Consider the following 24161-nt stretch of genomic DNA (forward strand, 5'->3'; position numbering starts at 1 on the left):
GTCATTCAAACCACTCGATAACGCTGTATTATTGCCGCAGCGTTATCTGAGCTCTGATCGTCTGACAATGATATCTCTGACGCTAGTATCCCACCATTTACCATTATCATTTTTGCTGAAGCGACATTGTGCTTATAACAATGAATATGTAGCTCAGTAATGCCTTTGAGTTTTGCCTTAGCAATAACCAGCCCCATGAGTTCAGCTCCTAAGCCTTGACCTCTATAACTTGGACGAATGCCCAAGCCAATGTGCCCACCACAATGTCTAATAGCGTCATTTAACCGCAAGCGTAAGTTGGCGACACCAACTAACTCAGCCTCATCAACTAACCAATAGGTTTCGCTGGCGACATACCCTTGAGGCAAGTTAACCCCATCAGCAAAGTTCTGAATTTTTTGCAACATGGCTTCAAAATCTTGATGATCAAAATCCAGTGGAAAAGGATAACGCTCTTCATCGGCTAGTTCGGCAATATAAGCAAGATAACTCGATTGGTATTCTGCACTGGGTTTAACGAGTTTCAATGATACTTTCCCTATATTAATTGAGACAAAAAAAGAGCCTTACGGCTCTTTAATGTTAACGCCTAATGAGCACTTACTTGCGACCTAAAATACGTAAAATTCTTAGGAATAAATTAATGATGTCCATATACAAGGCTGCGGCACTATCTATCGCGTTATCAACTGTTTTAGGAATTTGATTTGCGCGCCCCCAGTCGTAGCCAATATAGCCACAAAAGATCAGCACGACTATCCAATCTAATATGCCATGGTGGATCCCAAACACATAAATTTCAATCAATTCGATGACGATAACCAACAACAGCGCAATGGTTAACGCTCCGGCAATTTTACTGAAAAAAGCAGGGAACAATGTGCCTAAACACATCATTGCAATAGTCACTAAGCCGGTAATACGAATGGCTTCAGACACGAGTGCAGCGTCATATTGACTCACAACCAAGTTAATAATGAAACCAAATGGCACGACCACGAAGTTGTAGCCAATAAAGCTCACCACAGGTTTATCTGACGATGAAAATAGGTAAATACCTAAAAAACATGACGCAAAGTAACCAATAAAAAATACCCAAGAATTAACAGATGCAATCGCTTCTGGGGAAATATTAGTCACCATCCACCAGTTAATGCCAAAGCCCCAGCATAGGGTTAACCCAATCAGTAAATTGTATAATGGCCCACTGATAATCTTGTCTGTGGTATATGTTCGATCAAATACATTTGTTTCCACTTAGCTTTCCTTGTCACTCAATCATTCTTCAACTTACGTTCAAATAAAAATGACGAAAGCGCAGCTTTCGTCATTGAGCCTTTCTGGTCATACTGACCCAGTGACGTTTATTTAATTAAACGTAAGATATAAGGCACTTTAAAGTCTTCTGCTTTTGATGCCGCAATCGCACCTAAAATACAAAACACTAAGTTAAATATCCCAACAGCAAACATGGTCAACATGCCAATAACGATAATAAATAGAAGGCTTGAAATAAAGTAACCAATGATAACGGTGATCGAGAGGTTTAACGATTCTTTTGCTTGCTGGCGAACATATTCATCATCAGTCTTGACGAGATATAAAACCAAACCAGGAATAAAACCAAAAAAGATGGTGCCTATCCAACAAAGTAGCGCCAAGTTTTTAGAGTCTTGACTCACTTCTTGAGTTTGTAATGTTGTTTCTTCACTCATTTTTGCAATCCTTATTTGCCTGATTTAGGCACTTTTCTTTTAGAGTTGTTGTGGTTATCGAAGGCATATTAAGCAGAGTTTATGACAGGAATATGCAAAAGCTGGTGTAAGGATAAATCTGAAAGCTCCTTTTCACGTACTCGATAGCAATCCTTCACGTCTCGAATGACAATATGTTTCTTAACTTAGATTACCCAGCTCACCACGTTAGTGCAATAGTACTCTTTGATTAAAATCACACTTTACAATTATCATTAAACATTTAAAAACATCATCTTATAACGCTTACCTGACTCTCCTTCCTTGCGTCATTGTTTAAAACTACAGCGTCATCAGCCTCAATAAAAAGTCGTAACAAGGCTCTGTGGCATTAAATGGTAACTCTTTAATTACGGCTTTTATTAAGCTAGTTATCACCCAAGAGCGGCTGTTTGGTGACGTGCTGCCATATTGATTATCAACTTTTTATCATCTAAGTAGGCTTATGCAACAGACTCAACGAAGAAAAAATATTCGCGTATTCAAGCTGATTTTTAGTGTCATATTGATGTTCAGTATCAGTGTGGGGTTTTACATATTTAATCAGTACCAAAAAATTGAAAATGACGAAATGAAGCGTATCAATGACAAGCACAGTCAGCGATTAACGTTTTCAACAGACAAGCTCGCAGCTGTTATTGAGGGCGTTGATGACATCATCAAAAAGCTCACTACCAGCCCGCAAATCATGAAATTTACTGAGCACCCTAGTCAGAGCAGCCGCGATACGCTTGAAAATATGTTTTATTTTGTAGCAAAAAATGAAGCCATATACTCGCAGATTCGTTATATCAACAATGATGGTATTGAACTAATTAGGGTTAATAACCTAGGTGTTCAACCCTTGCGAGTGCCTACAGCGCAATTACAAAACAAGTCTCAACGCCCGTATTTTGTGTATGCAAAGCAGCTAAAACAAGGTGAAGTTGGTACTTGGCCTGTCGACTTAGAAATTGAAAATGGTGAGTTATCACAACCTATTCAGGCAAGCATGCGTATCATCTCGCCTGTTTATCACCAACAAAAACGTCAAGGGTTTATGGTAATAAACCTGAGTATTTCTAACATGCTAAGCGCCATTGATGGGATTCATCAAGATAATGTCGTGACAAAAATATTTGAACATCAAGGCCACTTACTTGCAAGCGATCAACCTAATGAAACATTAGATAATTTACTTCATAACAAAGCTGGCTCTAGCTTGGCTGAGCTTATGCCTAATTTATGGAAGCAAATTCAATCGTCTGAAAATGGCCGCCTAACTCAAGATGATGCAATCTACTCTTATGCAAGGCTATCCCTTGGAGAGGCCTACAGCCCACTTGGTCAGTATATTGTTATATCGAGCCCGACAGATTCACCTTATGTGCAACAACAAAAACAACACCTGCTGGTGAATGGCTTACTCATTTTGCTACTGATTGCGGGTATTTGTGGCTACATTTTCAAATTATACAACCAGCATGAAAATGAATTGGCTAACAGCCAATTGATTGAAGCCGCTTTTAATGGTGTTGCGGGCGTGATTATTACTAATCCACAGTTTGCATTGATAAAAGTGAATCAAGAGTTTGTGCGGGTTTCGGGTTATACCCAAAAACAACTACTCAATAAATCACTGTATCAATTAAACCTGTCGCTCAATGAGCATCAAGTTGCCGCCATAAAAATACAATTAGAAAAGGATGACTTATGGAAAGGTGAGATTGTCGGTCATAACAAATCAGGCCTGCAATATACGCTGATAACCCGAATACAAACGTTAAAAAACAACATAGGGCAAGTCAAAAAGTACGTGATTACCTTTATCGATATTACGCAACGAAAACTGCTTGAAGAAGAGTTACGAAACCAAAGTGAGTCGGATCCTTTAACCGGAGTCTGGAATCGTCGTAAGTTTGACAAGGAGCTAGATAATCTCACGGTTTACACTAAACGTTATCCTGATTACCAAGCATGTTTAGGGATCATCGATATAGACCATTTTAAAGTCATCAATGATAAGCATGGACACGATGCAGGTGATGTTGCATTGCAAAAGTTAGCCCATTTTTTAAATCAGCAATGCCGTGAGACAGACATTGTCGCTCGCATTGGTGGAGAAGAGTTTGCAGTGTTAATGCCACACACCTCAGCAGCTCAAGCTGAGGCTGTGCTTAATCGACTTTGCCGTATTATTGATGCCAATTCGCAGTTCCCTTTCACCATTAGTGGTGGAGTCACTAAAGTAAAAGACGATGCAACCTTAGCCTATAAACATGCTGATATCGCCATGTATAGAGCAAAAAAAGCGGGGCGAAATCAGGTTGTGCAATATGATGCGACAACGACGAGCAACACTCAGATGCGAATGACATCAAGCTCGAAACTGAGTGTCGTATAAAGCTAAAACGCTTGATTTAGGCCAGCGATACTGGCCTAAAATCACTATTTTAATGGGGTATCAAAACCGTATTTAGCCAAAATGGCTTGGCCATCCGATGATAAAATAAAGTGCGCTAAACCAGCGGCATCAGGGTTAGCCCCATTCACAAGCGTTAGCCCATATTGTGCGCCAACAGATAATGCTTCTGGCACGCTAATAATTTGTAACGCTGGCACTTCTTTTTGTGCCAATACCGCATTGGTACAGTAGGTTAAGAAGATATCTGCCTGATTATTTTCCATTACCCAACCGTAAGGGTTGCGCCCTTCAGGCGCTTTAGCTGAGTGTTCACCACCTGTTAGCTGTAACGCTTTTTGTTGTAATGTTTGCTCAGCACCAGTTTGTAACTGTTCAGCTTTGGCAAATAACTTCCAAGCATAATCACCCGCAGGATCCGCTTTGGGTGTGGATGTGCCCACTCTAATATCCTTGCTTAGCATTTTATCCAATAACTGCTCACTGGTAAGTGAGACATTTTGCTGGGCAATGGCACAGAGCTTATTGCCAGCAAATCGCACTACAGGCCCTGCTTTATCAGCTTTATTGAGAGTCGTTGGGTGTTTCATGTTTGCAGAGGCATACAAATCGACATGCTCGCCTTGCTCAATTCGCTTACGTAGTAATCCAGATGGGGCAAACTGCGACGCCACTGCTACATCATATTGATCTTGATATTGAGCAACGACTTCCGTCATTGCCGTCTTTAAACTTCCTGCAGCTCTAAACTCTACTGTCTCAGCGGCAACCGTACTCGCTGAAAAGCTGCTCATTACAGCTAAGGTGACTAACCATTTTTTCATGTTAATTCGCTCACAAGTTAATATTTTAAGGTCAATGATTTGGCATTAATCACTATTGATTCATGCCGTTACATTATTATCAGTCGCTTACACTATGCTTTTCGGCACAAAATAAACTCGGTATTCATCGCAAAATCAAACATTCACATCAATAATTTACATAGAGGAAAACTGCGGTAAAGAACATAACGTTAGTGACTATCGCTCGCTAATTGCCATGACATTATTAGCCCAATGACACAGCACTTCTCGCTAAACTTTTTGTTATCTGCGCCGATATCTCTTTTATCAGTGCCAATAAACAATGTGTTTATGTCACCTCACTTAGCTCAACCAATTAACTGGGTTTGATTGGTGATGTAACGTGAAATTAATCAACAGATAAATCGCTAAAAAAAGATAAAAAACAATCAGTGACTGTCAGACTGAGATCTGTCTCGATTTATTCACTGGTAATACTCGGTAACATGCCAGCTTATTACATGTAACACTTTGTATTGATGAATTAAATTATCAATATAATTTACAGAATATATTGTAGGCACTGACCGCATTTGCAACTTAATGTCAGGGCTAGATTGTTGCTTTGACTAAAGGAATGCTCGACATGAAACAAATTAGCTTTCGTAAAGTAGATGCTGTACTTATTAAGCTCAGTTTAAACGGTAAGTTTTGGGTTATATGCGCTCTTGTCACCGCGATTACCGCCGCTATAGCTATGACTCAATACGTCAATTACACCAATCAAGTTAAATACAGTTCAGAGCAATTCGCCCAATCCAGAGTCAATGCTTTTGCACAAAGCGCTCAAGCTCAAGGGCTTGATGATCAGGCATTAGTTGATTTCGCTCATCTCATTGATGCAAAAGTTGGCCAATTAACTCAAGCTGCACGCTATCAAGACAACATTACCGTTAGCGCACCTGTCAATAACTCAGCGTTAATTCTAACAGTGAATGTCGCTAAATTAGAGGCAGACCCCTTATCCAGCGCAAGCAGCATGCTGATTTGGGCATTTGCCGGTTTATTGCCTCTGTACCTACTGTGTTATTGGATTTCGACTTCGTTAGGTGGCGGACTATGGGACATGTATGTTGCCATCAAACGTCTTGCTGAAGGTGACTTAACCTGCCGCCTTAATTTTTTTGGTACGGATGATTTCAGTCTTATTGCCCGAGAAATTGATCGCAGTGCCGATAACATGAGCGAAATGGTGACCGCCATTGCAGCCAATGCGCAAACCTTGTCTAATGCCGCACAAGAATTTAATCAGCAAGCGCAGCAAAGTGAGCAGCTTACTGAATATCAACATAACTTTTTAGATACAGTATCGGTGGCGATGTCGCAAATGACCACGGCGATTGAAGCGGTCTCGCACCATGCAAGCAGTACCAGTGAACAAACTCAAACAAGCTCATCGCAAGCCAACAATAGCCAAGTGCAAATCAGTGAAGCCGTCAATCGTATTGGCACTTTAACGGGTCGCATCTCGCAGGCATCTATCTCTGTTGATGAGCTATCAAAAGCTGCTGCCAATATTGGTGAAGTAGTCACCACGATTAATAGTATTTCAGAGCAAACTAACTTATTGGCGCTTAATGCTGCCATTGAAGCGGCACGAGCGGGTGAACAAGGTCGTGGGTTTGCTGTCGTTGCCGATGAAGTACGTACTTTGGCTAGTCGCACTCAGCAAGCGACAGTAGAAATACAAACCATGATAGAAGGATTACAGAAAGACACGGGCACCTTATCGCATATTACTGAAGACATTGTTAAACAAGCAGAGCAAGGGCAACAAGCCATTGCCTCGGTGGGTGAAGATGTTGATGGCATGGTCACTTCAATTAACCATGTGTTTGATATGAGCTCGCAAATCGCTTCATCTTCTGAGCAACAAAGCGCAGCTTCTCGTGATATTGCTCAGCAGCTGCATGACATTCGTAGCCAAGCAGAAACGATACATGAAACATCACATCGCTCAGTGACCATTGCAAACCAACTCACTCAAGCATCTGTTGGATTAGATGATATTTTAAAACAGTATCGTTTGGCTAAATCATAAGCCGACTTAGGTACTCGCTAACTCATTGAGGCGAATCGCATCTTCGCCTCATTGTATTTTTCGTTAATAAGCTTTGATCGTTAAGGTGCGTTACTAATCCAAACCGTTTGGTAAGGCTCTAATAATTGCGTAGCAGTAATATCGTGGATCACTTCGCCGTCAATCAAATCAAACCAGGTTTCGGTACCAATTAAGTTCAGCTCGGCCAAGGGTAAATCTATCGGTTGGTCTGAAATATTACTGATACAAAAAATGCTCTGTCTACGATCGCGGCTCTGACGCCAAAAGCCAAATAACTGCAACCCTAAGTGCAAGGTAAATTGAGTCGCATTAGGATTAAATGCAGCTTGATTGGTTCGAATAGTTATCAGCTTAGTCAGTGCAGCAAGCACTTTAGCATGGGTACTATTGTCATCGGCAAGCAAGCCATTCAGTTGCTCTGCATCCCAGCGATGACGATTAATAGAGCGATTATGAGAGGTATTAGCCAGTTTCTCATAATCATTTTCGGTGCCCAGTAAGCTATGAATATATATCCCAGGGATCCCTTCCAGCCCCAACATAATGGCATGGGCACAGGTAAAGCGCGCTAAACCAAATTGGTCTTTGCCTTTCGTTGTACCTTGCAAGGCATCGATGAGTGCGATGTTCATTTCATAGGGCTTTTTATGGCCATCTTCGCTCGTTCGGCTGGAAATCTTACCGCCAAACAACACCATGGTTTCTACTAGACTGTCAATTTCATCCTGCTCTAATATCCCTTCAACAGGCCTTAAACCCACACCATCATGTGAAGCAATAAAGTTAAAATAAGTGGTGCCATCCTGTGCTGGAGGCATGCTCATTTGCCAACGTTTTAAATACAAACAGCTTCCTGTAATCAAAGTATTAATCAGTAATGGCGGCAATGAGAAATTATAAATACAGTGCGCTTCGTTGGCGTTGCCAAAATAAGTCAGGTTTTGAGTATTGGGAATATTGGTTTCGGTGATCACGACTGCATCTTGTTGAGCATGCTCTATTAATGTGCGTAATAAACGGATCACTTCATGGGTTTGCGGTAAGTTAATTGATTTCGTGCCGACAATTTTCCACAAGAATGCCACGGCATCAAGGCGGAAAATATTCACGCCGGCATCAAGGTATTGCCTAATGATACGTGTAAATTCGATAAGCACTTGTGGATTTCTAAAGTCAAAATCCACTTGATCATGACTGAAGGTACACCAGACATGCTGCCAGCCTTTACTTGTATGAGTTGGCCTTAATAGCGCAGAGGTTCTTGGGCGAACCACTTGAGATAAATCATCGTCAACATTGGCGGTAAAAAAGTAATCATGCCCAATACCTTCACCCTTGATAAAGTTCTGAAACCAAGCACTTCGACTAGAACAATGATTGATGACTAAATCAGACATGAGTCTGCGCTTTGACGCTATGGCGGTAATATCAGACCAATCACCCAAGCCATCATTGACGCTTGAGTAATCGATAACAGCAAAGCCATCATCCGAACTAAATGGGAAAAATGGCAGAATATGCACCGCATTAATGCATTCAAGATGCGTATCCATAAAGTCGGATAACGTGGCCAACGGTTTTTGATCTGCTGCAATAATGCTATCGCCGTAGGTTATCACTACCACATCTTTTTCAGACCAATGATTACTGTATGGTCGAGGAGTAAAGCCACCTTGAGTAATGCGCATAATATCGACCAACACATCAGCAAGTTCATCATAACTTTGTGTTAGCTCAACATCTTTATAAATGCATCCAAGCTGTTGAATCAGTTTATGCTTTAAACTTTCTATTTCTGTCATAAGCCTATCTTCTAACGTTTATCAGATTAGACTGGCAGCCCACCAGCCTTATCGACCTTATTCATTACATAAACTCAGCGTTATCCGCTTCTACTGCCGATTTTAGCTGCTCAAGTACGTCAGGCATAGCACTGATCACTCGGCTCCATGTTGGCATGAATGGCGTTTCCATTGGGTTATCTAAAAAGCGCTGACCTGCTGTCACAATGTTTTGAGTAAACATTTCAACGGCTTTCTCTTCGGTATGAATATCGGTTGATAACCCGTTCATCAATGCGTCATTATGGTAAGTTTCCACGTAATCTAAGGCGATACGATAATAGGTTGCTTTTAATGTTCTAAAGGCTTCTGTATTAAAGGTTTCACCTTGGGTAGCCAGTTTGCGATAAAACGCCTTAGTAATATCTATCGACATTTTTGATAATCCCGCTTCGGCATTATCGAGCGACAAATCTTGATGCTTATGATCATAATTATCGGCAATATCGACTTGGCAAATACGGTTGTGGGCATAGTTACGGTGCATTTCACTGAGCACGCCAATTTCTAAGCCCCAATCACTCGGAATACGTAAATCATTTAGCACATCACGTCGAAAGGAGAATTCACCTGCCAGTGGGTACCGAAAGCTGTCCATGTATTCAAGGTAATCGTTATGGCCAACGACTCTTTGCAGCGCTTTGATCAATGGCGTGACCAGCAGACGTGACACACGACCATTAATTTTGCCGTCTGACATGCGGGCGTAATAACCTTTACTGAACTCATAATTAAACTGCGGGTTAGCAACAGGATAAAGTAAGCGTGCTAACAATGACTTTTCATAGGTGACGATGTCACAGTCATGTAGGGCGACTGACTCAGTTTTGCCTGATGCTAAAATATAGCCCATGCAATACCAAACATTTCGTCCTTTCCCTAACTCTTTGGGCGCTAAACCCAGTGCACTGAGTTTTGCATCTAGTGCTTGTAACCTTGGCCCATCGTTCCATAATACTCGGTGATGTTGCGGTAATTGATTGAAGAATTTTAGCGCTTGCTGATACTGCGCTTTATCAGCTCGGTCTAAGCCTATTACCACTTCAGATAAATACGGCACATCTTTCAATTTATTAATGATATTGGGTAACGCTTCACCTTCTAGCTCTGAATATAGCGAAGGTAAAATTAACCCCAGTGGTCGAGTTTTGGCAAATTTCATGAGGTCCTTTTCCATTTCCTCATGAGTACGCTGGGTTAAATTATGTAATGTGGTCACAATGCCATTCTGATAAAAGTCAGCCATGTTATGCCTCCTCAGCTGTAAATAAACTTGGGGTGGGAGAATCAAGTAATAACGCTTGCAAGCATTCAGCCCAACCCTTGGGACCATAGTGGCGGCTTTGCATGGTTTTATTGCTGGTTTGAATTGTTGGAAAAGTATGGGTTGGCGACTTAATTTGAATCGCAATATCGGCGGCTTCAAGCATGGCACTATCATTTCCGCTATCGCCCAATGCTATTGTGTTAACCCCTACCTGATATGCGTTAGCATAAACCTGTGCCAGCCAGTTCATTGCACACCCTTTGTCGGTATGGCCGCCCACATGCAAAAATCGACCACCTTGCAACATATTGGCACCAAGCTTCTGCATATGGTCAATAAAGCGTTGCTTGCGCTCTTCATCAGCCGTCCACAATAGCGGCTCTGAGTAATGCCTTACTAAGGCAAGTTCTGCTTTCTCTGCGGATAAGTCGGTGAGTTCACATAGCTCATCAGCACTGAGTGATGAAAAGCCAATGAAGTCTTCTGCAAATTCACTTGCTTGATTATCTAATAGACTGAGCCAATGTTGCCTTGTTTCACAAAAGGCTTTAACCCAGTAATACCCCTCGGTCACAGTATCTTCAGGTTGTTGTTCAAAGTAACCAATTGGGATATATACCACGGCGCCATTTTCAGAAATAAATGGAGAATTAAAACCAATGGTTTGTTGAATTTTTTCCATTTCAGCAAAGGTTTTACTGGTATTGGGAATAATAGGAATTTGTTTTTCAACCAACGCCTCTATCACGCCAATTGCACTCGAAAAACTATAGTCATAGTGGTCGAGTAAAGTGCCATCCATATCGGTAAAAATAAGCGGTTGAGTCGTCATTTTCTTCCCCTGCCATTTCGCTAATCATTGTGTGATTAAATTAAACGTTACAGGGAACATGCCAGCTTGATATAAAATGCACCAAATTGGTTAATTACTGACTTTAGCTATTGATTTTAAATATTAATTTATTAACGCACGGAATCATAAATAGGATTAAAAATTCAAGATTCAAACAATGTTGTGCTGACTTTTACATCATCGATGCACTATAAAGGTGCAATTTTACATTGTTCACACTATCGACTACACCTTAATAAACTGTCATTACATTAGGGCTGAAATTTAACCTAGAAATGGCTTATTTGAACTAGCGAAACCCGCTATGTAAGGAGTGAGCATGCGATTTAACCAGGCTTTTGAGGTATTAGATCATTTGATTGATGTTTATGAAGCTATTTCGATGGCGTGTGAACGCTTATTAGATGAAACAGAAACTGAACGATCTCGGATGTTGCTGCATTATTTAATTCAAAAACAACGTGAAAATATCCAGTACATACGCGATATAAAATTGAGAATGCCAGAGTCACTGCTTAACACATGGATAGATGAAGATATCGAGAAAAGCATTATTAGTGCGACAAAAGATATTCATGTTGCCTCTAATGTCAAAACCCATGAGTTGATGGAGCACGTCGACACGCTTCATGAAAACATCATCGTTTGGCTTAATGTCACAACCAACGTAATCCCCAATCAAGATTTGCTGATTCAATTACAGAACATCACTGATTCGCTTAATCAACGCCATCGACAATTAGCTCAAGCTGTTAATCGTATGGATGATATGTAGGTGAGGATCTGATCCTTCAAATGCGAGTTTGGCCTTTGCAAGCTTTCACTTATCATTCTGACGTCGAAAGACATTGGCAGGCAACGAGAATGTTTAACTCAACTAAACATTGCATCCACTCCAAGGGTTTCGTTGCTTGCTTTTTTATCTATTTCTCTGCACTGTTGGATATACCCTCGCCTCGTTAACTGGGCTTTAAGCACATTGGGGAGCAAGGTAGACTTTATTCTTACCAGAAAACTTCGCTTGGTATAATGCATCATCTGCTTGCTTGGTAAGATCGGATAAATTTGATGGCTGACCAGCACTCAATGTCGCGACCCCTAAACTAATCGTAAACTCCACTTCAATCCCATCAAAGTGAAATGATTGAGCCGCAATACCGTTTCTCAACCTATCTGAGATGGTAAAGGCTTCGTCCAGCGTGGTGTTGTCTAATACAATCAAAAACTCCTCTCCACCAATACGCCCGACTAAGTCTTGTTTTTTGAGCCAACTGCTTGCACGTTTGGCAGCCGCCTTAATCGCTAAATCACCAATATGATGCCCATAGCGATCATTAATTGCTTTAAAGTTATCAATATCAAAAATTATCACTGAGGCTGGGCGCTGTTTTTTGATGGATCTTTCTATAATGCGCTGGCCTTTTCGGAAGGTATAGCCTCTATTTGATAATCCGGTGAGATAATCGGTTTGAGCACGTTTTTTCAACGTCTTTCGAGAATGCAATAACACTAAAATCACACTAAACAATACAATGGCCAAGACCAGAAATAAGGTTAGCTTTAAATCGCTAATGCGTTCTTTATCAGCAACGGCGGCCCAGTTGAGTTCATTAATGGCTAAGCGATTGGCTAATAACTCATTCTCAAAACTCGCTAGTTTTATATTATGATCAAGTGACGTTGTCAGTACCTTATTATCGATAATGCTTTGATTATCTTCTCTTTCAACATCAATAACTTCCAAAAACAAGTTAGCAGCTTTATTCGACTCGCCTGCCGCAAGGGCAATAATCGCATCCGCTTTTAAAAACATGGCTTTCATGTTGGCTGGGAAGTTTTTATTTTGCCTAAATATCTGTGCCATTTCCGCAGCGCGAGGTAGGTTACCACTACGAACATACGCAATCGCCAGATACAAATAACCACTTGTGACAAAATACTGCTCTTTAGTGGTGTCTTTTAACGATATGGCTTTTTCGAGATGCAATACCGCTTGATTAAAATCAAAAGTTCTTAGCGCCACTCTGCCAGCATTAAGATGGGAGAAAAATAACAGATCATTTGGCTTTGTGGCCTGACGGGCAAGTTCAAATTGCTGCTGAATATTGTCTTCGGCTTTATCCCAGTCACCTAGCTTAATCGCTTGGCTCACCATGTTGTGCTGCATATTGAACATGTCTTCAATATCGTTAATGGTTTTCCAAGTTTCATACGCTTTTTGAAAGTTTTCGTAGCCGCGTTGGTGTAAGCCTACACGACGATATAAGCTGCCTGTGGCGTTATATATCATTGCCTTACGATTGACATTCAAACTGTCACTTCTATCCACAATCAGCAATGCTTCATCTAATAAGTCTATGCCCTTATAGACATTGTCAGGTTCAATAAAGCAAAAGGCAGTTTGCGTCATCGCCTTAGCTAATAATTCTGCGTTGTCATAGTTACGAGCATATTCGAGTGCTTGGTGTCTATCAGGACAATAGCTTACGGGGTCATTCGCTTTAAGATACCAAGCAAATGAACGCTCTAAATGGCTGTCGATTAACACCTCACTGATCGAGAGATATTTTACTAGAGCAATACCTTTATCATAACTACTGATGGCGAGGTCGAGCTGGCGTAGCTTTTCGTGTATCTGTCCATACAGGAAGTACACTTTAGCCTGCTCTTCAGGTGTAAAATCATGATTGTTCAGATCAAACTGATCCAGCAAGTTAATTGCTTCGGCGGGAGTAACGGCATAAACATCAGTTTCTAACTGATTAAGTGTGGGGTTTGCTAATCCTTCAGTAGTGAACATCAGAAGGCATCCGCATAAGCAGAAGATCCACCCTCTTGATAACAATACATCCATATACCGCCCCAATTTTATCATCCTTTCGTATTATGCTTGCCAGCAGGGTAACATGATAATACGTCTATATTAAAGCATTGATTGTATGGGGATAATGTTACCTTTAGTTACATTAATAACGAAGTGCCTAGTTAACAGTTTTTAAAATAATTTATTCATTTTTTGCATAGCAGATATCAAGGTTTCAGCCTCTGACGGAGACATCTCTAAGGTTAAATCTTGCATTAACTCGACATGTAGCTGATGGTGCTGGCGATGAATTGCCAGGCCCTCCTCGGTTAAGTTCAATAATGTGGCTCGACCATCTTTAGGATCAGCACAACGTACCATCAGCCCAAGCTTCACTAATTTATCGACTTGTACAGTTAACGTACCTGTGGTGATCCCCAGTTTTTGCGCTAATGCATTCATTCTTAACGCGCCAAAGTTTCCCAACACTTCTATAGTGTGAGTCTGAGCTAAACTGTAACCAGTCTCTTTTACAACCGATTGCTCCCAAGAGGACATCTTGTCATAAAATTCAGTAATGGTTTGATTTAGCAGTTCAGTATTTAGCATCGCTTATCTCATAGGGTGTACTTCAAGTGTCAGGTGATGGATTTTATCAAACTGATTTAATAAGGTCTTATATTCATGCAAAGAATAAGTTGTTTGTTTAGCAACTAATGTTATCGCCGCCGAATAATGATGACCACTGACCTTCCAAACATGCATGTCTTTGACATCTGCATAAGGGGCTAATGCCTGTTCAATTTGCTGTTTATATTCAGCATCAATACTCTCATCTAATAACACAGGACTGGTTTGCTTCATTAATCCTAGCGTCCATTTAGTAATCACAATTGCACCCACCATCCCCATCACGGCATCAAGCCAATGCCACCCATAAAACTTACCGAACACCAGCGCCACTATCGCTAAAACAGAGGTTAATGCATCTGCTAACACATGCATGTAAGCCGCCCGTAGATTATGATCATGGTGTTTTTCACCTGATGCGTGATGATGACCGTGTGCATGCTGTTCATGATGGTGCTCATGGGAATCAGAATGTGGTGTGTGGTCATGGGCATGAGAATGACCGTGTGAATGGCCGTGCGAATGATCATGATGGTGATGATCACCTAACAAAAAGATACTTGCCACATTAACCGCTAAACCAATAAAAGCCACCATAATAGCTTCATTAAAATGAATATCATGTGGGTTAAATAAACGATTAATTGATTCCACCATCATTAATAGTGCCACCACACCAAGTACAATCGCACTGGTGTAACCGCCTAAAACACTCACCTTACCAGCCCCAAATGAAAACTTATCAGAATTGGCATGTTTCCTAGCATAACGGTAAGCAAACAATGTAATGCAAAAAGCGGCGGCATGGGTGCCCATATGCCAACCGTCAGCTAACAAAGCCATAGAGCCGTATACTGTGCCAGCAATGATCTCAACCACCATCGCCGTCACAGTCAATATCAATACGTAGAGGGTTCTCTTTTCACCGGAACTTTGTTGGGCACAAAAGTCATGTTGATGTTCTGTAGTAAATCGCACGCTGGCACCTATAGTTTGACAATCAAAGTATTCTTTAGAATTTAACTTGATTATCAAACTATTTCAACACCATCCTTTTAAACCAATGACATAGATAACATAACGTAGAAAGCTACCGAGTGGATAAAGCCAATAATGGCGCGACTTCGGCCGTTATTTAGCAAACGCTAACTTGAAAAGAACGCTGACAATCTTTACAATGCCGCTGTCTTTGGGGAGTAACTTGCCACTCATTTAAACAGCCTTTAAATAAGTTGGTTTGTTCGTCAACATAATTGATGCAAAATCATCATGGCGTTCAAGGCTTTGTCACCACAGAGCTGAGTGAGACCATAGACAACAATCGCAACCCGAGGTGGGGAGCGAGTGTTGTCTTGGTTGTTAATTTCCCCCACCTCTAAAAAGAGAGCCTCTTGAGCGTACTTGCCATATCAATTACCACAGTCGCATTAGCCGAAATTGGTGATAAGACTCAACTATTATCATTACTGCTTGCCAGTCGGTACCGTAAACCTATCCCTATAATTGCAGCGATATTTTTAGCCACTATTGCAAATCATGCCTTGGCTGCCTATTTAGGTGTCATCATTGCCGATATCATCACTCCAACAATGCTTAAATGGGTTCTTTTTGCCAGTTTTATTGCTATGGCTGGATGGATTTTAGTACCAGATAAACTCGATGATGATGAGAAAGTGTCAAATAGAGGGCCATTCGTAGCCAGCTTTATCGCTTTTTTTATTGCTGAAATAGGTGATAAAACACAAATAGCGACATCAATATTAGGCGCTCAATATGCCGATGCATTATTGATGGTGGTGTTAGGCACTACCATAGGTATGTTACTTGCCAATGTGCCAGTGGTGATCATTGGTAAACTGTCAGCAGACAAGCTGCCGTTAAAACTGATACGCCAAATCACCGCTGGGTTATTTGTCATTCTCGCTATGTCGGCAATCGCTATTACATAATGTGCTGGGCGCCTAGTAGCCTGAATAAGGGGTAAGTCTTAACATCAGTGATAGTCAATGCCATCACTGACTAACAGAGGCTGTGATATTAAGTCAATCTTGAACGGCGAATAGGCAATGCATCGAGCACGCTAGAAAGCACGTTACCCTGCCTTCATCGCCGCTTTGACGTAAACATCAAAGCGATTTTTCTTCTGCGCGAGCACCATACTGGGTTTCACTCCATCAAGGTCTTCCGCATAATCAGGGCGTTTAACCACAACTCTTTTTGTCGCCAACGCTTGCGCAGGTGTTAATAGAGCATCAGCATCTAAGTCTGCGCCAACAAGAGTTTGAAACACACGCATCTCTTTTTTAACCAATGCTGATTTTTCACGATGAGGGTACATAGGGTCAAGGTAAACTACATCAATTTCTTCACCCGATGCCGCCGCAGCATCGGCCAGAGCTTCAATACTTGACCCATGAAATAAGCTCATTCGTTGTTGCATCCATTCACCAATTTCAGCATCTTCATACGCTCGGCGTAAACCATCTTCAAGTAACGCAGCCACTACGGGATGACGCTCTACCATAATCACTTTACAGCCCAAACTGGCTAATACAAATGCATCACGACCTAAGCCCGCCGTACCATCGACCACTGTGGGACTAATCCCTTGCTTTAAGCCCACAGCTTTAGCAATCGTTTGCCCGCGGCCACCACCAAATTTACGACGGTGTGCGACGGCACCAGAAACAAAATCTACACTAATACCATCTAGCTTTGGCTCATCACGTTTATGCAAACTTAAGGTGTTGTGTTCAAAGCGCAGTTCAAATAGCGCGGCTTTATCCCACTCCAATCCCCAACGTTCACTAATATCGACCAGTGACGGATATTGCTGATTAAAAAACATTGGTATGTGCAAAAGTATTTCCAGTATTTATGAGACTCAAGCCTATTATGCCAAAAGCCTGCAACAGTGAATACCTATACCTGCTATGACTTAGCCCCTATAATGTGTCCATCTTGCAGTTTTACTGCTTACTCATACTCGGACATTCTCATGTTAAGTTACCGTCACGGTTACCATGCTGGCAATTATGCTGATGTACTCAAGCACACTATGTTGCTGCAAGTACTTAAACTTATGCACAAAAAACATAAGCCTATGGCTTACATTGATAGCCATGCGGGTGCTGGCGGCTATGCTCTTACCGATGAGTTTTCAAAAAAAACGGGCGAGTATTTAGACGGTGTCGCCAAACTGTGGGGCAAAGACGACTTACCTGAGCCTTTGCAACAATATGTTGATGATGTAAAACATTTTAATCAAGGTGAAGAAGAACTGGCTTTTTACCCAGGCTCACCAGCATTTGTTGACATGAATATGCGCGAAAAAGACCGCATGGTATTACATGAGCTACACGGTACTGACTTCGCTTCCCTTGATGAACAATTTTCCAATGACCGCCATATCCGAGTTGTAAAAGGTGATGGTCTTAAAGGCTTAATTGCGGCTGTACCGCCACTTGAACGTCGTGGTGTTGCGCTAATTGATCCAAGTTATGAAATCAAAACAGACTATCAAGATGTCGCCAATGCAATCATTAAGGCTCACAAACGTTTTGCCACTGGGGTTTACATGCTTTGGTATCCTGTTGTGGATAGAGCGCAAACAGAGGCCATGTTAAAAATATTGGCTGATAGTGGCATTAAAAATCAATTGCGAATTGAGCAATCCATTACCCCTGACAGCGATGCTTTTGGTATGACTGCTGCTGGATTATGGATTATTAATCCGCCTTGGCAGTTAGATATTGCAGCAAAAGAAACCTTGGATTACTTAGAGCGATGCTTAGGGCAAAGCGGCGGTAAGACCGTGGTTAAGCTAGAAGTACCAGAATAGGGCACTCAATCTAGATTAACAGGGCCTGCAAACAATCATTTAGGTCAGGTCATTTAGTGAATTGATGTGCCTTCATATAAAAGCCCATGTCGCTCTTTGTGATAAAAGAGAGTACATGGGCTTTAATACTTCGAGCCAGTTTAAACTAAGCAGCTATACAAAAAGCGACTTACAAAAGCGATATACCAGCACTAAATACAACTGGATTCATCATTATTCAATGCGCGGCCCAGTGCACCAAACATGGCACTAAAAAGACCGACAGCCGCATCTTGTTTGTTGTTATCACTAGAAGACACACGGTGAGAGCGCGATTCCCTCTCCTCTCTGTCTTTAGCATTCCCGTATGCTCCTGTGACAAAGTCACAACCAGCATTTGACGCAGAACGAGACGAACATCCTGTCATCATCATTGGCATTAGTAGACATATAAACAGCATCCATTTCCGCATCTATCTCTCCATTTACATTAACAAGCTCATGTCACACTAATCAAAATAGGCACCTGCAGCCCCCGGAAATACGACTGGACTGCTATTACCATTTTTACCCACAGCGGCAACACCGTACAGGTAGTTATCTATGACCATGTTTTTTAACAAAAATTCATTAACGTCTCCCACATAGCGACTATGAGTCCATTCAGGCTCTGTGGTAAGGCGCCAATAAACACGGTATCCCGCAATGGTATCATCATCCGCACTTGCCCAGCTTAGGGTCGTATTCGCCGAGACTTGCCCCTTAATACTCACCTTTGTAGGCGGCGCTGGCGCCCATGCCATAGAGGCTAGACTAATGGCATTCAATCCGGTCAGTTTGGCATTAAAATCAAAGTCGACACCTTCAATCACATCACCGTATTCAATGCCATTTTCGGTGCGTAAATCTTGATGTTGGCGATCATAATGCTCGTTAGTTTCCATTACACGTACAGCGGGTAAGCCTGCTTTATTAAACGGTAAATGGTGTCCACCGCGACCAAAGCGGTCAAGACGGTATACCAACATAACATCTAAATTTGTCATGTATTGATCAACCAAGGCTTTAATATTTCGAGCTAAATTGCGCGACGCAGAATCATTCTCTCCGCCGCTAAAATAACGCTCTTTGGCTTCTTCTTTCGTTTCAGCAATTCTGACGCCTTCCGAAAAAACCCTTACCGTTGAATTGTTTATCACCCCGTTAATACCAGCAATATTACCAATCATGTCGTTATTCAAGACAGCCTGAATTTGCCAATCATGCTTATTGGCATAATTGATTAACACATCACCGCCATATAGACCTTGCTCTTCACCAGACAGTGCTGCGTAAACAATGGTGCCGTTAAACTGATACTTTGATAACACTCGAGCCGCTTCTAGTGCACCAGCAACGCCTGAAGCATTATCATTTGCCCCAGGAGAGTCTGAGGTAGCGTTCATCGGATCGGTTACCCTCGAATCAATATCGCCACTCATCATGACGACTCGATTAGGGTCAGTTTTACCACGTTGAATGGCAAATACATTGACCACTTCGGTCGGTTCGGGAATCCGTTTTCCAGATACGGTTTCCCCTACCATAACGACTTCAAGACAACCGCCACAGTCGGCAGAAATTCGCTCAAACTCAGATTTAATCCAACGCCTTGCTGCACCAATCCCACGAGTATCAGATTCAGTTTCAGATAAAGTATGTCGAGTACCGAAGCTGACTAGCTTAGCGACATCGTCATGCAATCTGCTTGCCTGCGGCGCCTCAGCAATATCATATAAACGTAAGTCTTCTTGCGAAGGCGCTGGCGTAGCGCTCGCGCCTAAACTGAATAATGATATGAGCCCAGACAATGCAGCGGCCATAGGGGTTAATTGTAATGTTTTTGTCATAGTTTCCTCTAACTTTGCAGTGCAGTGCGGTAACGTTTTAAGAGTATTTTGACTCGCTCTACATAGGCTTGGGTTTCAGGATAAGGCGGTATTCCTTGGTATTTCGTCACTGTTGTCGGTCCAGCATTATAGGCAGCACAGGCTAAATCAATATCGTTATCGAAGCGTTTAAGTAAATACGCTAAATACTGACTGCCTCCCCAAATATTTTGTTTAATATCATAGGCATCACTGACACCTAACTCTTTTGCCGTTGCTGGCATCAATTGCATTAACCCTATCGCCCCCACTTTTGAGCGCGCTTTGGCATTAAATGCAGATTCCGCATGGATCACTGCCCGTATCAAAGCAGGATCCAAGTCAAACTGCTCGGCAGCATCGCTGACAAAGTCGCTGTGTTTAGAAGCGAATAAGGGAATACGATGCCAATCGACTTGTGAGTTCACTTGGCAAGCAAAACAGTCGTAAAGTAAGACTTCAAAGTCCGCTGAGTCAGGCACAATATTTGAGAACGTCGTAATCCCACCCTGCTCATATTGGTAGATTTTACGTTTGGGTTTATTACCGGTATTGAGGCTTTGATCGGAAAAAGAAGCGGTTTTTGATGGCTTAACCCACTTAGGCTTGCTCACGGATTTACTGGGCGAGGATGGGGCAACGACCACCGCTGGTTGGGCGATAACTTTAGGTTGCAGCACTAGCATAGGTTTAGGTGATTCATCAGGCAGTGCCACAACAGCCGGATGGAGCACTTGCTGCTTTTTAGGTTTTAAGTGTAAGCGGCTTTCAACATCTTGATTATCATCTTCTGCTGGCAGCACCACAATAGGCGCTAATAAAACTTGTCGTGACTTAGGTTTATCTTGATTGCTTAATGCAACTTGAGGCACTGACACCCGAGTCGGCTTATGTTGAGCTAGGGATGGTTGTAATTGTTTTTGTGCTTTGGTTTTGGTTTTGGTATTGGTTTTGACGATAGCTTGATCTTGGATATCAGCAACAATATCTGTGTTATCCACAACTGAAGGCGAAAGCGTTTTTTGCGGTTTTAATGTAATGACTTCATCATTGGCATCGTTAGCTTGCATTGACACTTTGGCTTTTATCACAGCCTTAGGTTCTGGAAGATATGCACTGTTAGGATCAGCCAGTGCACTACCACACAACGCAGCAATGGCATATGTCACAACAGCCTTGTAAATTACACACACAATTTTATTCATTTTCTTATAATTATCTAATAAAACACATTATTTTAGTTTGTTTAAGCAGTAAATTTCTTGCCACTTTTTAATATCGAATCGCCCCACTAAAGCGTAAGGCTTACTGCTATCACTTCCCCATAATAGCCATATTTCAGTACAAAATTCATCTTAGTAATACAATGAAGGTGTTTTTTTATTAGTCATTTTTTCACAACCTTGGCTAAAACCTGACAAAAATAAGGGTTAAAACCTTACAAAATGAATGCTTTACAAATAGCTACGACGAAATACTGATTAAGCAATAAAATCATGAACAAAAAATATCGTTTGTTTTTTTTATTATTTAAAAACATAAAGCTAACTCAAAACAGCAGTGGGTGTTTTTTATACCCTCTTACAAAAAAATCATGGTTTAAATACCAATTTCAATTAAAATGAGTTGTCATTACGTTGCGTTGATTGAATAACTGTTGTTAAGTATTATTTATCAACTGTTTCATCGTTAATTTAAGCTTAATTTAAAATTTATCAGCTAGTCTGTAAGTTGGCAAAATCTCAAACTCATAATAAATAAGCCAAGCTAAAGGGAAGATCATGTCCGTTACTCCATCAAATACCACGCCGCCTAACAACGGGGCGCCACCAAGCAACACGCCACAAGATCTCGCTTCAAGTGGGGCTTTCGTAAAATTTCTCAATATCGTTGAGCGTCTAGGTAACTTATTACCTCACCCAATCACTTTATTTGCCATGTTTTGTTTAGCTGTAATCGCTATCAGTGGTATTGCCGGATATTTTGAATTAACAGTGGTCGATCCAAGACCTATTGGCAGCTCAGGTCGTAGCGAAGATGGTCTTATTCATGTCGTCAGCCTAATGAATGCTGAAGGCTTAAGGATGATCGTATCTAACTTAGTTACCAACTTTACAGGCTTTACACCACTAGGTACGGTATTAGTTGCCTTATTAGGTGTCGGCATTGCTGAGCGCTCTGGTTTGCTATCAGCTGCAATGCGTTTATTAGTTATGGGGACTTCAAAACGCTTAGTTACCTTAACAATTGTGTTTGCAGGTATCGTTTCAAATACAGCTGCAGAACTTGGCTATGTGGTATTAATTCCAATGGCTGCCATGATTTTCCACTCCCTTGGTCGCCACCCTCTTGCTGGACTTGCTGCTGCATTCGCAGGGGTATCGGGTGGCTACAGCGCTAACTTGCTTTTAGGTACAGTTGACCCTTTATTATCGGGAATAACTGAAGCTGCAGCACAAATGATTGATCCAGATTACATGGTCGGCCCTGAAGTAAACTGGTATTTCATGTTCGTTTCTACTTTTTTAATCACTATACTCGGTGCTTTAGTTACTGAAAAAATTGTTGAGCCCAAGCTAGGTAAGTACGATGTATCTGAAGCATCTGCAGATTTATCCGAACAAAAGATGGATAAAGTCACACAGGTAGAAATACAAGCACTGAAAAAAGCAGGTTTAGCGACTTTAGTGTTAGGCGGCTTACTGGCATTAACCGTGGTTCCTGAATGGGGAGCGCTGCGCAATCCTGATACTGGTCTAGTGGCTGGTTCACCATTTTTAAAAGGGATTGTTGCCTTTATCTTCATCTGCTTTGCAATCCCAGGACTGGTATACGGTAAAGCCGTTGGCAGTATGAAAAAAGACACCGATGTAATCAATGCCATGTCTCATAGTATGAGTAGCATGGGTATGTATATCGTATTAGTCTTTTTTGCTTCACAATTTGTGGCGTTCTTTAAGTGGACTAACTTAGGCGCTGTATTAGCGGTTTCTGGTGCTGATGCTTTGAATGCCATCGGCCTAACTGGCCCACTCGTGTTTGTATTGTTCATCATGATGTGTGGTTTCATTAATTTAATGCTAGGAAGTGCTTCGGCGCAATGGGCAGTCACCGCACCTATTTTTGTGCCTATGCTGATGTTAGTGGGTTATGCTCCTGAAACCATTCAAGCAGCGTATCGTATCGGTGATTCAGTCACAAACCTAATCACCCCAATGATGAGCTATTTCGGCCTAATTTTAGCTGTCGCTTCTCAATATAAGAAGAACCTAGGTATCGGTACTCTGGTAGCAACTATGCTGCCTTATTCAATTGTATTCTTTATCGGCTGGACTTTATTCTTCTTCCTATGGGTATTCGTACTTGGCTTCCCGGTAGGCCCTGGTGCAGCGACTTACTACACGCCGTAATGACATAGGTTAAGCTGACAAATAAAAACCAGTAACACAAAATATGTTACTGGTTTTTTTATGTTCGCTCATCGCTTTATAAGCTATTTAGGTTGTAAAAGCTCAACCAATTCTTGTTCATATTGCTCGAGTTTATCCAAGTTAAACCCTGTATGCTGCTGCACTAACTCACCTTGGCGATTGAAGATAAAACTGCTTGGCATACCTTTAAGTGCAAATAACCTTGCGACCTCACTATCTGGATCGTAACGAACGGCAAACTCAGCAGGAAAGTCTTGTAAAAACTGCTGTGCTAACGACAATTCAACATCTAAATTAATTGCCACTACAGCTAACCCTTGCTGTTGATATTTAGCATGCATTTGATTCATCCACGGAAACGACTTACGGCAAGGTCCGCACCATGAAGACCAAAAATCCACATAAACAACTTTACCTTCAAACTCATTCAAACTGACTTGCTCACCCAGTTCGTTTTGTACCATGTGTGTTAACGACGGCGCGGCGTTAACTTGATTCGATACTGTTATTGCAGCTATCAGCATAAAACCAAAGGCCATTAACTTAA

At 41.6% G+C, this 24161-nt stretch carries 21 protein-coding genes; 6 read left to right on the top strand and 15 right to left on the bottom strand.

The window, feature by feature from the left end; all coding sequences use genetic code 11:
* Nucleotides 1–5: 5 nt before the first annotated feature.
* The 3 genes from J8L86_RS10545 to J8L86_RS10555 all read right to left on the bottom strand — a co-directional run bounded on the left by J8L86_RS10545 (nt 6) and on the right by J8L86_RS10555 (nt 1715).
* Complete coding sequence (locus tag J8L86_RS10545) at nt 6–527, bottom strand: GNAT family N-acetyltransferase (protein WP_082972450.1); 522 nt, start codon at nt 525–527, stop codon at nt 6–8.
* A 73-nt stretch (nt 528–600) separates the two neighbouring features.
* Nucleotides 601–1257, bottom strand: a complete 657-nt coding sequence (locus tag J8L86_RS10550; protein ID WP_055025938.1) for a Bax inhibitor-1 family protein — start codon at nt 1255–1257, stop codon at nt 601–603.
* Nucleotides 1258–1364: 107 nt separating this feature from the next.
* Nucleotides 1365–1715, bottom strand: a complete 351-nt coding sequence (locus J8L86_RS10555) for a DUF4870 domain-containing protein (RefSeq protein ID WP_055025937.1) — start codon at nt 1713–1715, stop codon at nt 1365–1367.
* A gap of 484 nt (nt 1716–2199) precedes the next feature.
* On the opposite strand from J8L86_RS10555, the gene J8L86_RS10560 reads away from it, so the two are divergent.
* Nucleotides 2200–4137 (top strand): sensor domain-containing diguanylate cyclase, encoded by a 1938-nt coding sequence (locus J8L86_RS10560; protein WP_211030189.1) that lies wholly within the window; start codon nt 2200–2202, stop codon nt 4135–4137.
* A gap of 44 nt (nt 4138–4181) precedes the next feature.
* Here the strand turns inward: J8L86_RS10560 and J8L86_RS10565 are convergent, their stop codons facing one another.
* The gene (locus J8L86_RS10565) at nt 4182–4979 is read right to left on the bottom strand and encodes a molybdate ABC transporter substrate-binding protein (RefSeq protein WP_065110237.1); all 798 of its coding nucleotides are present in this window, start codon (nt 4977–4979) and stop codon (nt 4182–4184) included.
* 607 nt (nt 4980–5586) lie between these two features.
* Here J8L86_RS10565 and J8L86_RS10570 point away from each other — a divergent pair.
* Nucleotides 5587–7041 carry a methyl-accepting chemotaxis protein gene (locus J8L86_RS10570; RefSeq protein WP_211030191.1) on the top strand — a complete coding sequence of 485 codons (1455 nt, stop codon included), beginning with the start codon at nt 5587–5589 and terminating at the stop codon, nt 7039–7041.
* A gap of 80 nt (nt 7042–7121) precedes the next feature.
* On the opposite strand, the gene J8L86_RS10575 is transcribed toward J8L86_RS10570, so the two are convergent.
* From J8L86_RS10575 to J8L86_RS10585, 3 genes are all read right to left on the bottom strand, one after another.
* Complete coding sequence (locus tag J8L86_RS10575) at nt 7122–8864, bottom strand: sugar phosphorylase (RefSeq protein ID WP_065110239.1); 1743 nt, start codon at nt 8862–8864, stop codon at nt 7122–7124.
* Nucleotides 8865–8928: 64 nt separating this feature from the next.
* On the bottom strand, nt 8929–10149 hold the full coding sequence (locus J8L86_RS10580) for a hypothetical protein (RefSeq protein WP_055025932.1): 1221 nt from the start codon (nt 10147–10149) through the stop codon (nt 8929–8931).
* Between the two features lies 1 nt (nt 10150).
* Nucleotides 10151–11002 carry an HAD-IIB family hydrolase gene (locus tag J8L86_RS10585; protein ID WP_055025931.1) on the bottom strand — a complete coding sequence of 284 codons (852 nt, stop codon included), beginning with the start codon at nt 11000–11002 and terminating at the stop codon, nt 10151–10153.
* Between the two features lie 340 nt (nt 11003–11342).
* Between J8L86_RS10585 and J8L86_RS10590 the strand changes: the two genes are divergently transcribed.
* Nucleotides 11343–11798 carry a hypothetical protein gene (locus tag J8L86_RS10590; RefSeq protein ID WP_065110240.1) on the top strand — a complete coding sequence of 152 codons (456 nt, stop codon included), beginning with the start codon at nt 11343–11345 and terminating at the stop codon, nt 11796–11798.
* Nucleotides 11799–11993: 195 nt separating this feature from the next.
* Here the strand turns inward: J8L86_RS10590 and J8L86_RS10595 are convergent, their stop codons facing one another.
* From J8L86_RS10595 to dmeF, 3 genes are all read right to left on the bottom strand, one after another.
* Nucleotides 11994–13823, bottom strand: a complete 1830-nt coding sequence (locus J8L86_RS10595; RefSeq protein ID WP_247663327.1) for a tetratricopeptide repeat-containing diguanylate cyclase — start codon at nt 13821–13823, stop codon at nt 11994–11996.
* A 195-nt stretch (nt 13824–14018) separates the two neighbouring features.
* Nucleotides 14019–14435, bottom strand: a complete 417-nt coding sequence (locus tag J8L86_RS10600; RefSeq protein WP_211030195.1) for a MarR family transcriptional regulator — start codon at nt 14433–14435, stop codon at nt 14019–14021.
* 3 nt (nt 14436–14438) lie between these two features.
* Nucleotides 14439–15434 carry a CDF family Co(II)/Ni(II) efflux transporter DmeF gene (gene dmeF / locus J8L86_RS10605; RefSeq protein WP_348772652.1) on the bottom strand — a complete coding sequence of 332 codons (996 nt, stop codon included), beginning with the start codon at nt 15432–15434 and terminating at the stop codon, nt 14439–14441.
* 413 nt (nt 15435–15847) lie between these two features.
* On the opposite strand from dmeF, the gene J8L86_RS10610 reads away from it, so the two are divergent.
* On the top strand, nt 15848–16405 hold the full coding sequence (locus J8L86_RS10610; RefSeq protein WP_211030197.1) for a TMEM165/GDT1 family protein: 558 nt from the start codon (nt 15848–15850) through the stop codon (nt 16403–16405).
* Nucleotides 16406–16548: 143 nt separating this feature from the next.
* On the opposite strand, the gene J8L86_RS10615 is transcribed toward J8L86_RS10610, so the two are convergent.
* The gene (locus tag J8L86_RS10615) at nt 16549–17304 is read right to left on the bottom strand and encodes a class I SAM-dependent methyltransferase (protein WP_055026389.1); all 756 of its coding nucleotides are present in this window, start codon (nt 17302–17304) and stop codon (nt 16549–16551) included.
* 150 nt (nt 17305–17454) lie between these two features.
* On the opposite strand from J8L86_RS10615, the gene rlmJ reads away from it, so the two are divergent.
* Nucleotides 17455–18297, top strand: coding sequence for a 23S rRNA (adenine(2030)-N(6))-methyltransferase RlmJ (rlmJ, locus tag J8L86_RS10620; RefSeq protein ID WP_211030198.1), 843 nt, complete (start codon nt 17455–17457; stop codon nt 18295–18297).
* A gap of 191 nt (nt 18298–18488) precedes the next feature.
* Here rlmJ and J8L86_RS10625 read toward each other — a convergent pair whose 3' ends face one another.
* From J8L86_RS10625 to J8L86_RS10635, 3 genes are read right to left on the bottom strand one after another with little or no spacing between them, the layout of a single operon-like run.
* Nucleotides 18489–18749, bottom strand: coding sequence for a hypothetical protein (locus J8L86_RS10625; protein WP_082972451.1), 261 nt, complete (start codon nt 18747–18749; stop codon nt 18489–18491).
* Nucleotides 18750–18785: 36 nt separating this feature from the next.
* Nucleotides 18786–20165, bottom strand: coding sequence for a M28 family metallopeptidase (locus tag J8L86_RS10630; protein WP_211030200.1), 1380 nt, complete (start codon nt 20163–20165; stop codon nt 18786–18788).
* A gap of 8 nt (nt 20166–20173) precedes the next feature.
* Nucleotides 20174–20869, bottom strand: a complete 696-nt coding sequence (locus J8L86_RS10635; RefSeq protein ID WP_082972460.1) for a lytic transglycosylase domain-containing protein — start codon at nt 20867–20869, stop codon at nt 20174–20176.
* 1095 nt (nt 20870–21964) lie between these two features.
* Between J8L86_RS10635 and J8L86_RS10640 the strand changes: the two genes are divergently transcribed.
* Complete coding sequence (locus J8L86_RS10640; protein ID WP_247663330.1) at nt 21965–23593, top strand: AbgT family transporter; 1629 nt, start codon at nt 21965–21967, stop codon at nt 23591–23593.
* 83 nt (nt 23594–23676) lie between these two features.
* Here the strand turns inward: J8L86_RS10640 and J8L86_RS10645 are convergent, their stop codons facing one another.
* Nucleotides 23677–24138, bottom strand: coding sequence for a TlpA disulfide reductase family protein (locus J8L86_RS10645; RefSeq protein WP_119968226.1), 462 nt, complete (start codon nt 24136–24138; stop codon nt 23677–23679).
* Nucleotides 24139–24161: the final 23 nt, after the last annotated feature.

The sequence above is a fragment of the Shewanella sp. MMG014 genome, assembly GCF_018100775.1.
Taxonomy (GTDB): Bacteria; Pseudomonadota; Gammaproteobacteria; order Enterobacterales; family Shewanellaceae; genus Shewanella; species Shewanella japonica.